General features: G+C 53.0%; 6 protein-coding genes. 5 read left to right on the top strand and 1 reads right to left on the bottom strand.

Annotation, left to right across the window (positions count from 1 at the left end; all coding sequences use genetic code 11):
* Positions 1–107: 107 nt before the first annotated feature.
* The 5 genes from AC07OI_RS01910 to AC07OI_RS01890 all read left to right on the top strand — a co-directional run bounded on the left by AC07OI_RS01910 (position 108) and on the right by AC07OI_RS01890 (position 12,200).
* The gene (locus AC07OI_RS01910; RefSeq protein WP_495256111.1) at positions 108–5,435 is read left to right on the top strand and encodes a DNA repair ATPase; all 5,328 of its coding nucleotides are present in this window, start codon (positions 108–110) and stop codon (positions 5,433–5,435) included.
* 94 nt (positions 5,436–5,529) lie between these two features.
* Positions 5,530–6,687: a sensor histidine kinase gene (locus AC07OI_RS01905; protein WP_495256110.1), complete on the top strand. Its 1,158-nt coding sequence runs from the start codon at positions 5,530–5,532 to the stop codon at positions 6,685–6,687.
* Complete coding sequence (locus AC07OI_RS01900) at positions 6,684–7,502, top strand: LytR/AlgR family response regulator transcription factor (RefSeq protein WP_495256109.1); 819 nt, start codon at positions 6,684–6,686, stop codon at positions 7,500–7,502. Before AC07OI_RS01905 ends, AC07OI_RS01900 begins: the two co-directional genes overlap by 4 nt.
* Positions 7,503–7,755: 253 nt before the next feature.
* A complete protein-coding gene (locus AC07OI_RS01895; RefSeq protein WP_495256108.1) occupies positions 7,756–8,958 on the top strand; it encodes an efflux RND transporter periplasmic adaptor subunit in 1,203 nt (400 codons plus the stop codon).
* 2 nt (positions 8,959–8,960) lie between these two features.
* Positions 8,961–12,200 carry an efflux RND transporter permease subunit gene (locus AC07OI_RS01890; protein WP_492703955.1) on the top strand — a complete coding sequence of 1,080 codons (3,240 nt, stop codon included), beginning with the start codon at positions 8,961–8,963 and terminating at the stop codon, positions 12,198–12,200.
* A gap of 427 nt (positions 12,201–12,627) precedes the next feature.
* On the opposite strand, the gene AC07OI_RS01885 is transcribed toward AC07OI_RS01890, so the two are convergent.
* Entirely contained in the window at positions 12,628–14,160 is a 1,533-nt protein-coding gene (locus tag AC07OI_RS01885) for a S41 family peptidase (protein WP_495256107.1), read from the bottom strand.
* Between the last annotated feature and the right edge of the window lie 95 nt (positions 14,161–14,255).

Here is a 14,255-nt window from a genome sequence, read left to right as displayed (position 1 = left end):
TGACCTGATTCCCGGAGAAAGGTGCAGGCTTGCACTTTTCTCCGCGTCAATGCAGTTGCTGATGACTGCCTGATATGCAAACGAAAAAACAAACGGAAAACCCAGCAATGAATGCAATGCCTGAGCAAGCCGCGTCCAGCAATACACAAAGTAGTACAAGCAGCAATGCTGCAATTGATGACTCAGATCCACAAGCTGCTGCCGGTGAACATTCCGGCAGTTTTGATCTGCTGCGTCAGCGACTCAATAATCAAGGCAAGCTGATATCCGACAAGGCGGCCCTGCTCAATAGTGCCAGGCTGGAAGAGTTTGGCCGTGACGAGATGAGCCTGCTGGCACGCACCCGTGCGCGCACTGAAAACAATTGCGTATCGCGCGACCTGGTCCTGGTTGGCGACATACTGGTGCTGGGTTACAACGTCTTTATAGGATTGCGGCAAGAGACCCGGGTTGAAGATGTGTTTGCTCTGTATCGCCTGGATAATAGCAGCGGGCAGCATGAGCTTGAACCGGTAAAGCTGGAGGATACCTTCCTCAATGATAGCCGTTTCCTCAACGAGTTCAGGGAACTCTACAGTTACTATAAAAATGCCCAGTTGGTGCAACTGCGTGTGCACCAGGGTAAATTGCTGGCTGCCTTCAAGATAGGCGAACGCATGTCGGATATTCGCGTGTTTCGCTGGCAGATAAAAGATGATGGCACGGTCAGCTATATCGATAACCGGGGTGAAAGAGATGTCGCCCTGCCACCAGCACATGATTTTGAATGGCTGTCGGCCACCCGGGAACAGCATGTCATTGGCAAGCATTCCCACGTCAATATCCTTGATACCCTGTTTGTCGAATCCATAGGCGGCGACCTGACGGTCAAGATAGAAAACAATACCGATACGGGGCTGGGCATTTATGCCGAGCCGGTTGAAGATGCCAACCAGTCACTGAATGACGCAGAGATTGCCTACGCTGCTGTGGGTGAGTTGATACTGCTGCGGGTAAAGCCTTACCGCGAAACCCAGAGCCGTTATCTGGTGTATGTGCGCCGCACCCAGCAAGTGATGAGAGTGGATGCGATAGGCAGGTCTTGCGTGCAGTTGCCAGAAGACCACGGCATCGTTTTTCCTGGTGGTTACATACTGCAAAGCGGTGAACATCGCCTGTTCAGTGACTTGCCCACAGACTTGCAATTCAAGCGTCGTGTCCTGTCCCCCAATGGTGAAGATGTCTTGTATGTGTTTTATGGCGTTGAACCGGGCATTTATGTTTTGCTGACTTACAACCTCATCAACAAGTCACTGGAACAGCCATTGCTGGCCCAGGGGTATGCCCGCTATGGCGACGGGCGCATGATGCTGTTTACTGCCGAGAGCGACGAGCCTACCCGCAACCATGCGATGCAATTATGGCAGACACCTTTTCTTAGTGATGATCATGCCGCCAGGCAGGCCCCGCGTCAAAGTTTCTTTGGCAAGATAGGTAACCGCGAGCTGGTACGCGGCTTGTCTGAACTGTATTCGCTGGCCAAGTCAGTGCGTGAGCAGGACGATAGCAGCAATGCGCAATTGCCCAGTCGCTTTGTCTATGAGGCGATCGCCAAACAAGCCCGGCACCTGATCGATGCCTATTATTGGCTGAGTGCAGAACAAGCCAGGGAAATCGGCAAGGATGTACAGAGCCTGATAGAAGTGGCACGCGCCACCCTGGATGAGTTTGACAAGGTCGCCGCCATACAAAGCCAGGCCAGAAAAACCTTGCAGCAAACTGAGTTTGCACAAAAGCAGCTGCTGACAGAAACCGCCAGCCGCTTATGGCATGCACCCGGTGATTTCATTACAGCGTTGGACCAGATACGCTTGCTGCGCGGGCAGTTGACCGGGCTCAAAGAACAGCGTTATATGGATGTGGCGCGCCTGCATGCACTTGACGATGAACTGGCAACTGAAGAAAGGCGTGTGGCCGAGCGCACCGTGCAATTCTTGTCACGCGACGATGCCTTTGTAAAAATCCATGAAGAAGTTGCCAAATTCAGCAGCCAGCTGGGCAGCCTGCAAACCACGGCAGAACTGTCACCCGTCTACGAAGCTTTGGACAAGCACGCGCACAATCTCGATGGCTTGACAGAATTGCTGGGGACACTGGCGGTAGGTGATGCCAGCCTGCGCACCAGGATACTCGATACGATATCCGGCATTTATGCAGAGCTGAATAAACTGCGGGCAGAGGCACGCTTGCGCCGCAAGCAGTTGTCGCTAGGTGAATCGGCTGCCGAATTTGCGGCGCAATTAAAACTGTTCGGACAATCGGTAGACAGCGCGCTGGAACAGGCCGCTACGCCTGAACGTTGCGATGAATTGCTGACACGTTTGCTGGCACAGCTCGAAGAACTGGAAGGCCGATTTGCCGAACAGGATGAATACCTGACAGAGATCGCCCACAAGCGCGAATCGGTATACGAAACCTTCGAGGGTAAGAAACAAATCCTGAACGATGCCCGTTCGCGCCGCGCCCAGGCCATCATGGAAGCAGCACGCCGCATCTTGACTGGCATCCCCAAGCGCCTGACACAGTTCCAGGAGCAGGCGCAAATGGAGGCTTATTTTGCCTCTGATTCCCTGCTCAATAAACTCAAGGCCAGCATAGAAGAATTGCGCAAGCTGGGTAATCAGGTTGCTGCTGATGACCTCGCCGGGCAACTCAAGAATATACGTGAGCAAGCACAGCGTTCTTTGCGTGACCGCAGTGAGCTGGTGAGCGGCAATACCATACGCCTGGGTCGTCATGCATTTACAGTCAACCAGCAATTGCTGGACCTGACCATTATCGCCAGACAAGACAAGCTGTCTTACCATATCAGTGGTACCGATTATTTCTGTGCGGTTGAAGATTCCCGCCTTGAAGCATTGCGGCCCTACTGGGGGCTGGAAATATTGTCAGAATCCGGGCAGGTTTATCGCGCAGAGTACCTGGCCTATCAGATCGTGGAGAACGCCCGTGCAGAGACAGGCAGTGGCAAGTGGCAAGAGTTACTGGAGGCTGCTGCACAGACTGATACCGCAACACTCGATACCCTGGTGCGGCGCTTTGCTGCAGCACGTTTTCAGGAAGGCTATCAAAAAGGTGTGCATGATCATGATGCCAGCGCCATCCTGCGCAATCTGGTTCCCATGGTGGAGAATGCCGGGCTATTGCGCTACAACCCGCTGGCAAGGGCAGTTGCTGTGCTGTACTGGCAGCACCTGAGCAATACTCCCAGTCTGCAAGTAGCAGCGCAGACTTTGCAACATCAGGCCGAGCAGGCAGAACTGATGAGCAAGCAATTTGGCAACGGCCGTCTGTTACGCCAGATCGCGACCGAACAGCAGCAAGCCTTGCAAAAATATGTGCAGCAACAGCATCTGGATTTCAGTCACTGCATGGAAGCAGGCACAGAATCCCTGTCCATGCTGATGGAAGAAGCAGCCAGCTACCTGCTCGATGAACTCAGTCAGGATGCCGGTGGCGTCAAACGCGCAACGGCGCATGAATGGATATGCAGCCGCGCCGCCTATGACATCATGCAGGGTATCTTGCAGCATCTGGCCAGGAATGCGATTCCCCTGCCATGGCAAGAGCAGACTCTGGCTTTACATGCACGTTGGCAGCTCGCCAGTGAATGGGTGCACGGCTATATCACGCATCAGCAACTCGACCAGAATCTCTTGCCAGAGGTCAGTGCAGCCTTGCTGTGTAATTTACCGCGCCACATACATTCGGCAGATTTGCAGGTACAGGTTGGCGGTATGCTGGGTGAACATGTACGTATCACTACGCCGGCAGACGTACAGGACAAGAATCCGGCCCTTGATCTGCAACTCAATGACTTCATGCGCCGTCTCTCGCATCATGTGAAGCTCATCGTTCCTGCCTATCAGGAATTGCAGACCCTGCGCCTGCAACTGGTACAGGAAGAAAAAGCCCGCCTGCATCTGGAGCAATTCCAGGCCAAGCCTTTGTCCAGCTTTGTCCGCAATCGCCTGATTGATGAAGTCTACCTGCCCATGGTGGGTGATAACCTGGCCAAGCAGATAGGTGCTGCCGGGGCGCAGAGACGTACTGACTCCATGGGCATGCTCTTGCTGATTTCACCGCCGGGTTATGGCAAGACCACGCTGATGGAATACCTGGGCGACAGGTTGGGCATGATCTTTGTCCGCATCAATTGCCCGGTGCTGGGCCACAATGTCACTTCACTTGATCCTGCACAGGCTAGCAGCAGCGCCGCCCGCATGGAATTGGAAAAGCTCAATCTCGGTCTGGCCATGGGCAATAATGTGATGCTGTATCTGGATGATATCCAGCATACCCATCCTGAGTTCCTGCAAAAATTCATTGCCCTGGCCGACGGCACGCGCCGCATAGAAGGTGTGTGGCGCGGTGCCAGCCAGAGTTATGACTTGCGCGGCAAGCGCTTTGCCATCGTCATGGCTGGTAACCCGTATACTGAATCGGGTGAGATGTTCAAAATTCCCGACATGCTGGCAAACCGTGCCGATATTTATAACCTGGGTGATGTGCTGAGTGGCAAGGAAGATGCCTTTGCCCTGTCATATATAGAAAATGCCCTGGTGTCACACCCGGCCCTGCATTTGTTGAGTACACGCGACCCGCAAGATACATACCAACTGATCCGGATGGCGCAGGGTGAACCCATACCGGCCAGCGATTTGAAGCATGTCTACAGCCAGCAAGAAATTGCAGAAATCTGCGCGCTTTTGCAACGCCTGTTCAAAGTGCGTGATGCCTTGCTGAAAGTGAACCAGGCTTACATCGCCTCTGCCTCACAAGATGATCAATTCCGTACCGAGCCTGCATTCAAATTGCAAGGCAGTTACCGCAATATGAGCAAGCTGACACCAAAAATATCAGCATTGATGCATGATGATGAGCTGGATCTTTTATTGCGCGATCACTACCGCGGCGAGGCGCAGACCCTGACCATGGGCGCGGAAGAAAATCTCTTGAAACTGGCACACCTGCTCGGTCAGCCCCAGCCAGAAGAGCAGGCACGCTGGCAAGACCTGTTGCATGAATTCAGCCGTTTGCGCAAGCAGGGCGGTGCAGATGCAGATGGTGCCACCAAGGTTGCCAATCTGCTGGCCGATATCAGCGAGCAGATTGCCGCCCTCGGGCAGAAGGCAAGAAGTGATGTGCACATCAACATGCCCGATCAGGAAGTCTTGCAAACCACCTTGAAGCGCCTGGCAGAAAGTTATGAGCAAACCTTATTGCCCATCATCAGCGCCATGAACCATAAGATGCGCCTTGATCATAGCATCTGGGACAATGTACGCGAAATGTCCACCAGCCTGCATGATCTGGAAAAGCATCTGATCCCTGTGCGTTATGCAGAAAAAAAGAAAAAAGAGAAAGACGCAAAGCCTGCTGAAGACAAGCCTTGAATACTTCCGTCCTGAGTGATGAAACCGATACTTGCCGTGACGAAAACCCGGCAAGCAAAAATTTCAGTGTGATTGCGCTGCTATACTGCAAAGTATGGATACCAGCAGCTTTCATACTTCTTCAAACCCAGTGCCGCAGCCAGCGCCACAGACCTGGCAGGCTGCGGCCAGGGTACTGCTGTTGAATGTATTCATCTGGAGCACGCTCAGCCTGATCGGTGCGCTGACTTCTCTCAATGATGATTTGCGCGAAGGCAATCAGGGCGACTTCTGGCTGATCTTTCAAAGCTGGGGCAGGAGTGCGATAGCGCTGGCGATACTTGGCTATATCCTGGCTTATTGTTTCAAACGCTGGCCCTGGTTATATAGCAGTGCGCGACATATTGCGGTAGGGTATGGACTGCTATTGCTGATTGTTTTGCCCGGGCAATTGCTGTATGTCGGCAAGCTGTTTACCCTGGATGGCCCGCATGACATGAACTGGGGGCAGATAGAGGCAGAGCTGCAGGTCTTCGACAAGCTGGCGGCCTTGCTGCGTTTGTCGTCCATCAGTGCCGTATATTTTGCCGTGGTCGCCATCAAGATCTGGCAGCAAAGCCAGGAAAGGGGGCGTGCCTGGGCACTGGAAAGAGCAGATGCCCTGGCTTTGCGGCTGGAGCTGGAGCAGCAAAAATCCCTGGCCTTGCGGGCGCAGCTGGAACCCCATTTCATGTTCAATGCCCTCAATGCCATCAGTGCCCTGGTCATTTCAGATAATAAGGATGTCGCCCTGAATGGCATACATGGCTTGAGCGAACTATTGCGCTATGCGCTGGCCGCCGGAGATAAAAACTGGGTCAGGTTTGCAGAGGAGCTTGCCTTTGTGCAGGATTATCTGGCGCTGCAGCGTCTGCGCTATGGGGAGCGCCTGCATATCGCCATAGTAGGGGTGGATGAGCAGGTACTGGCCTGCGATTGTCCACCCTTGTTATTGCAACCCCTGATAGAAAATGCCTTGCGGCATGATCTGGATTGTCATGAAGAAGCCAGCGATATCTTGTGCCGTTTTGACTGCAGCGAGGGTAATCTGCTGATACGCATCAGCAACCCCGTGCATGCCGAAGCTGCGGCCAATCCCGGTGTAGGCCTGGGTTTGCGCAATACACTGGCACGCCTGCAACTGGCCTATGGCGATGCCGCGTCTTTGCAGACCGAGACTACTACAGGCCGTTTCGTAGTGACGATCAGCATGCCGGTAACAAGATCAGAATGACAGCCATTACAGCTAATACAGCCAACATAGCCACCATCCGCAGCATCATCGTCGATGATGAAGAACATGCGCGTATTACCCTGCGCTATGCCCTGAGCAAATATCCTGAATGGCAGGTGCTGGCCGAATTGAAGAATGCAGCAACAGCACGCGAGTTTCTGGCGGAAAATGCCGTTGATGTCGTTTTTCTCGATATACAAATGCCCAAAGAGTCAGGCCTGGAACTGGCGCGCAGTCTGGCCGCGCAGCCAGGACCACCTTTGATCATCTTCGTGACTGCCTATAATGTCCATGCGATTGACGCTTTTGAATTGCAGGCACTGGATTATGTGCTCAAGCCTTTCAGTCCTGACCGATTTTCTAAAACCCTGGAGCGGGCCAGGGAAATGCTGAGCCTGACCCGGCAACCTGCTTACGGCCGTGCACTATCAGCCTGGCTTGCTGCCAGTCAACGTGGCCTGGATGAACAGAAACCCGCTTACCTGCAACAGGTCACGGTCAGGTCTGTCGGTGAAATGGAGAACATCCTGCTCTCTGACGTTTATTGGGTAGGTGCGGCAGGTAATTATGTAGAGCTACACCTGGACAAGCGTGTGGTCTTGCACAGAGTACCTCTGAGCAAGCTGGAAGAATACCTCGATCCCCGCCAGTTCATCCGTGTTCACCGGGGGGCCATCGTCAGGGCAGATCAACCCGCCCATTTGCAGGTACTTGGAAATGGCAGTTATCAATTGAGGCTGCGTAACGGTACAGAGGTAGCCGTCAGCAAGAATTATGTCGATGCCCTGCGTCAGCTTATGCTGGGTCAGGCATGACATTACACCTGTCGGGCATCCATCGCGTATCCATCATGGCCGAGCCCGGAATTTTGGCACTCTCCTGAACTTATTACTCCTCTTTGGGTCTGATTCCCCGTAATTCAAGCAAGTCTGTTTGCATTTCAATCCGCCAAATCAGCATTTCATCCATAAAAAAGTGCACTTTAAAACCATGGCGATTGAACTAGACAAGACTACAGGGAATACTTTCTCATCCAATTTCCCCACACTAATAGCGACAGGGACCATCATGTTACGTAAAACTCTACTTGTTCTTGCCATTGCCTCGGCTCTGGCAGCATGCAGCAAAGACAAATCCGCGGAAAAAGCAGATGCAAGCTCAAGTGCCAGTGCAAGCTCCAGCGCCAGTGCAGCTGCCGATAAAAGTGGCGTAAATGACAAGAAAGACAAAGCTCCTGTCAAATTGGTGATTGCACCAGAGGACGTGATGACGGTACAGAGCAATGCCATGGCATCCGGCCCTGTTGTGACTGGTTCCATACAACCAGAGCGCAAGGCTGATCTGCGTGCAGAAGTGAGCGCAGTCGTGTTGCAAGTGCTGAAAGAAAATGGTGATGTCGTCAAACGTGGCGATATTTTGGTCAAACTGGATGAAACCTCTATTCGCGACAACCTCAATTCCGCAGAAGACAACGCCCGTAGTGCCACATTGGCGCTGGACCAGTCTGAGCGTGCCTTGCAGCGCTTGAAAACACTGCGTGCCTCCGGCATGACTTCCTTGCAGGCACTGGATGATGCTGAAGTACGCCGTAACACTGCCCAAAGCGAATTATCAGCGTCCAAAGCGCGCGCCGTGGTGGCGCGCCAGCAATTGCAACGCACGGTCGTGCGCGCACCGTTTGATGGCGTCGTCAGCGAACGCAAGGTATCTGCCGGTGATACTGCCGCCATAGGCAAGGAACTGGTTAAAGTCATCGACCCGACCAGTATGCGCTTTGCTGGCCGTGTATCGACAGACAAGATCGCCATGGTCAAGGTTGGCCAGCCTGTAGGTTTCCGCATCAATGGTTATGCCGGGCAAGAGTTCCGTGGCAAGGTCACCCGGGTTGATCCTGCGGCCAATGAGATTACTCGCCAGGTTGAAGTGCTGGTAGCCTTTGCTGACAGCAAGCAACCCAGTGTTTCTGGCCTGTATGCCGAGGGGAATATTGAAGCGGCGACTGTCAGCGCCCTGATGCTGCCAGAAGCGGCTGTCATCAAGTCCGGTGACAAGTCTTATGCTTGGAAAATTGCAGGCAAAACCTTGAACAAGGTGGATTTGCAAATCGGCAAACGTGACCAGCGCACAGGCAATTATGAAATCCGCAGTGGTTTGGCGGCAGGTGATGTCGTCATGCGCAGCCCGAGCTCCAGTTTCAAGGATGGTCAGAACATAGAACTGGCTGCCGCCAAGGTGGCAGTAGCTGACGCGACTCCAGCGCAAGGAAAATAACCATGTTCTTATCTGACTTCAGTATCAAAAAGCCGACTGCGACCATCGTCTTGATCGTCGCACTCATGGCTTTGGGTTTGCTGGCTCTCAGCAAACTGAGGGTCAACCAGAACCCTGACGTCGAAGTGCCGGGTTTATCTGTAGTGATTACTTACCCTGGCGCATCGCCAGACACGGTAGAGCGCGAAATCATCAACCGCCTGGAAAAATCCCTGCAAGCGGTGGCGGGCGTACAAGAAGTCTGGGCCACGGCATCAGAAAACAGCGGTCGCTTCGACATGCGTTTCAGTTTCAAGAAAAACATGATCGAGGCTTCAGATGAAGTCCGCAATGTCATCTCCGGCCTGCGCTATAAAATGCCGACAGAAATGCGCGAACCCATGATACGCCGCTGGGACCCGGGTTCACAGCCTATTGTCAATATGGCCCTGTCATCGAACAAACAGACCCATGCCGAGATTTCCCGCCTGGCTGAAGACACGTTGGCCGACAAATTGCGCAGCATTAATGGTGTAGCAACCGTCGAAGTCAGCGGCTCACTGAAGCGTGAATTGTCTGTGCTTCTGCGTGCAGAAAAGCTGCGCGAATTTAATGTTTCCGTCGGCGAAGTCGTCAGTGCCTTGCGCAACCAGAATACCAATGCCCCGGTAGGCAAGATACGCGGCACGCTGGATGAAGAAAGCATACGCCTGGTTGGCCGCATAGAATCGCCAGAAGAATTCCAGGGCATCGTCGTGAAACGCACTGGCGACCAGATCGTACGTCTGTCACAAGTAGCGACCATAGAAGACAGTTTTGCAGACAAGGATGGACTCAGCATACGCAGCGGCAAGCCGAATGTCGGTATCTTTGTCACCCGTGCCCGCGATGCCAGTACTGTCAGCGTGGCCAAGGCCGTGCGCGACAAGGTCGATGAAATCAACAAGGATTTTGAAAAGACACAACCAGGCACCAAGCTTGAGATAACCCGCGACGGCGGCAAGGACGCTCAACGCAGCCTCAATAATGTCATTGAATCCCTGGTGCTCGGCGCTGGCCTGACCATCTTCGTGGTGTATGCCTTCCTGAATTCCTGGCGTTCTACCCTGATCACGGCCTTGAGCTTGCCAACCTCGGTCATTGCGGCTTTCATCGCCGTCTGGCTGTGCGGCTTCACACTGAACTTCATGACTCTGCTGGGCCTGTCGCTGGCGATTGGCGTGCTGATTGATGATGCGATCGTGGTGCGGGAAAATATCGTGCGCCATATGCAAAATGGTTCTGACCGCCGCACTGCCGCACTCGAAGGTACGGCAGAAATCGGTCTGGCCGTGGCAGCGACTACCTTTTCCATCATCGCGGTATTTATTCCCGTGGCCTTCATGCCTGGCATGCCGGGTGAATGGTTCCGCCCATTTGCGCTGACAGTAGCTTGCTCGGTACTGGTCAGCCTGGGTATCTCGTTCACGCTTGATCCTATGCTGTCGGCATACTGGGGTGACCCACCTGATCATCATACTGCACCGAAAAAAGGTATCAGCAAGGTACTGGCGCGTTTCAATGACTGGTTTGATCATCAGTCTGACCGCTACGGTAATGTGATTGCCTGGGCCCTGCATCACCGTCGTTCCATGGGGGCGATTGCCCTGCTCAGTCTGGTGGCTGCGCTGGGTGTGCAAGTCAAATGGGGTGGTACCAGTTTCCTGCCTGCTTCTGATTCAGGCAACCTGATGATCACTGTGCGTACTCCTGCTTCGTCTTCACTGGAATATGCACGCCTGAAAATGGAAAGGGCCGCAGAAATTGCCCGTACCCTGCCAGAAACCAAAGACACCAATAGCAACATCACGCCTGCCGGTGGCCGTATTTATGTCGATATCGGCAAACGTACAGAGCGCAAACGCGGTGCCAAGGAAATCGCTGCTGAATTACGTGAGAAAGTACGTGTCCTGGTTGGCGCTGAATATGTGGTGCTGGATGACCTCAACAATGGTGCACAAAAACCGGTGCAGATAGAATTTACCGGCCCCGATTCCCGCAAGTTGCTGGAAATTACCAGTGCCTACATGGATAAATTGCGCCAGGTTCCAGGTGCAGTCGATGTCGGCTTGTCTGAGCAGGATCCGAAAAAGGAACTGAAGATAGAACTGAACCGTGGTCTCGCCAATTCCATGGGTATTTCTTCCAATGATGCAGCACAGGCCCTGCGGGTTGCCTTTGCTGGTATCGAGGTGGGTGACTGGGTAGATCCGACAGGTGAGACCCGCGATGTGGCAGTACGCCTGCATCCTGATGACCGCGTCAGCAAGGAAAACATTGAACGCCTGCCTATCGCAGTATCCGGCACCAGCCAGATGGTACCGCTTGATCAGATTGCCACCATTACCATGGGCAAGGGGCCATCAGGTATTGAGCATGCCAATGGCAAGCGTACCATTACCGTGTCTGCCAATGCCCAGGGCCGCTCCAATGGTGAAGTGATTGATGACGCCATGAAGCTGGCCAAGTCCTTTGACTATCCGCCTGGCTACGGCCTTTCACTTGGTGGTTCCGGCCAGGATCAGCAAGAAGTATTTGGTGCCATGCTGATCGCATTGTTGTCGGGCATAGGTTTGATGTATTTGATACTTGTGATACAGTTCGGCTCCTTCACGGCACCGCTGGGCGTCATGCTGTCCTTGCCGCTGTCACTGATAGGCGTAGTTCTGTCCTTGCTGGTAACAGGAAGCACCCTGAATCTGATGAGCTTTATCGGCATCATCATGCTCATGGGTCTTGTCGCAAAGAATGCGATTCTCTTGCTTGATGCTGCCCGCAAACAAGAGGCCGAAGGTTATGACCGTGAAGAGGCATTGATGCACGCTGGCCGTGTGCGTTTGCGCCCTATCCTGATGACGACCTTTGCGCTGATTGCAGGTATGTTGCCCGTGGCGCTGGGCCTGGGTGAAGGCGGCGAGTTCTACCGTCCGCTGGCGATTGCGATTATTGGTGGCACCATCACTTCGACAATTCTGACCTTGCTGGTCGTGCCTACTTTCTATGACAGCATAGAAATATCACGTGACCGCATGATGGCGAAAATGCGTATGCGCATGGAAGTGCGTAATCCCCTGGTCGGTTTTTGCATGACCATGCTGGAAGCATTATTCACCTTGCTGTTTGTGCGTTTTATTTATCGCATGCTGATGAAACTTTTTGGTATCGTCACTGGTCGAAACCGTAAATCGAATGCAGCATTGAATGTCAAGGCTGAAAATGCCTGAGGTATATCTCAGAGAAATCTGAGACAAGATAGCAAAGAATTGTAGTAGAGACGTTTCCCTCTTGCTGATAAGACCCATTGTTCTCTGGTCAGCAATTTGACAGCCTGCGCAACGAGGTGTGCGCAGGCTTTTTTTTATAGGACTTCCACAAAATCGCCCCAGCTGCGTTGTAGCTCCTCTCCTGGGAGCCGCGTACTAAAATACTGTCTTCGTCGCTACGGTGTAGTTGGGGTTTCGGACAACATGTTGTCCGCCAACGGAACGAACCACCCTTGCAAGGGTGGTTTCCTAAAGCGATAGGTGCAGTTGGGGTTTCGGACAACATGTTGTCCGCCAACGGAACGAACCACCCTTACAAGGGTGGTTTCCTAAAGCGATAGCCTTGCTGGGACAATTTTGTGGAAGTCCTATTCGCCCATATTCTGTATTACCTAGATTTGGCCAGATCGGCTTCTACAATTTTCAAGAAATTATCAGTCGACCATGCTATGTCGGTGACCGTGATGGCCGGTGTATAAACCCGCCCGGCAGCGCGTGCGCGGTTGACATAGACCTTGTTGGGGATGACCACACGCGCCAACCCGGATGGCAGCGTCTTGGTACGGACTTCCATATAGCTGGAATCTGCCGAACTGGGTGCGCCTATGAGTTTGGTATTGTCAAAGCGTGTGAAGATATCCAGCGCATCCAGGCAGGCGCTGGCGCATTGGCCTGGGACGATGACATACACCGGCGTTGTCAGGCTGACCGGGTCTGCTGGCAAGCTGCTGGTGGTGGCAGCTGCTATGGTTTCAGATTTGAAGGTAGATGATTCCACATAAAAGTATTCACCTTTGTCCAGCGCTGCCTGCATGCCTTTGGCATGTCGCTGCGCCCAGGCAGCACTGTCTTCCCTGTTTTCGCTTTTAAATTGCTTTATCAGTTCGTGCATATAGCGGGTATTATCTCTGGAGGCGCGCCACCAGACATCGGTATTGGGTGAATATGCCTGCATCAGGCGATTCACTCTTTCCTTGCCCCATAAAGCACTGGCAAATTTGCGGCTCCACTCGGAAGAGCCGCCCTCGTTGTCGCGCAAATCAATGACGATGGCATCTGCATGCAATGCACGTTCGCGATGCTCAGCAATTTCCTGAGTCATTTTATTGAGCGTATCGCGTTCTGCCTGGTTGGGCTGAAAACTGGGCATCGCGACCCACAACAGATTTTTCCTTGGCTCTGTCAAACCTGTGGGCAGCGTTTCCCCGTTATAGGAACGTATGCGCCAGGTTTCGAAATTGTCGTTGGCAGCTTGCCAGTTGAGCGTATGTGTCAGTGTCTTGCCCTGATGGCTGAATACACATTGTGGGGGCACTTGCACAAAAGGATTGCCATAATCGATCAAGGCCTGCCTGGCCAGATACCACCAGTGCCCTGCCTCATCACTGCGGCCTTTGAAGGAAAAAACATTTTCCATGACGAGCTCTTTGACCGGTTTGCCATCACAACTGAGCAGCCTGGCCCCGGTGGCAGGCTGTGCTGTTTCAGATGCATAGACATACAGAGCGTCACCACGCCAAACTGTGACAAAACCTGGCCAGCGTATGCGTGGCGCCAGAGAAGGAGGCAGCTTGGCCTGTGCACCAGCATGGCCATCATGCAGGCTGACGTTGAAACGATTGAATGCCGCTTCATAGCCTGCTGCGTCTTTTATCTTGTCCGCCAGGGCCAGTGCATTGCTGCGTGCAGTATCGAGGTTCTTGCGAAAATCCGGGTTATGGGGATCATGCGCACCTGGATGATTTTCCAGGGTTTCCTGATAAGCCAGTTGCAGATCATTTTTAAATGTTTCTGACCAGGCTGCCGGTGTCGTTGGCAGATTATTTTGTGCACTGACTGTTGCAGCCGGGGCAGCTAGACCAGCAAGGGTAAATAATGTAACGACTGCGGTGTAAGAAAAGCGATGCGCGAAATTTTTCATGTTCTTGTTTGTCCCCAAAACTTAAGTGTATCTCAGGGCAAACAAAAAAATGGCAAAAGTTGTCTCAAATTACTTTCGCCGTTTCATCAATTATC

This window comes from Undibacterium sp. GW821-FHT07F11, from assembly GCF_059418665.1.
This window is presented reverse-complemented; position numbering and strand designations above follow the sequence as displayed.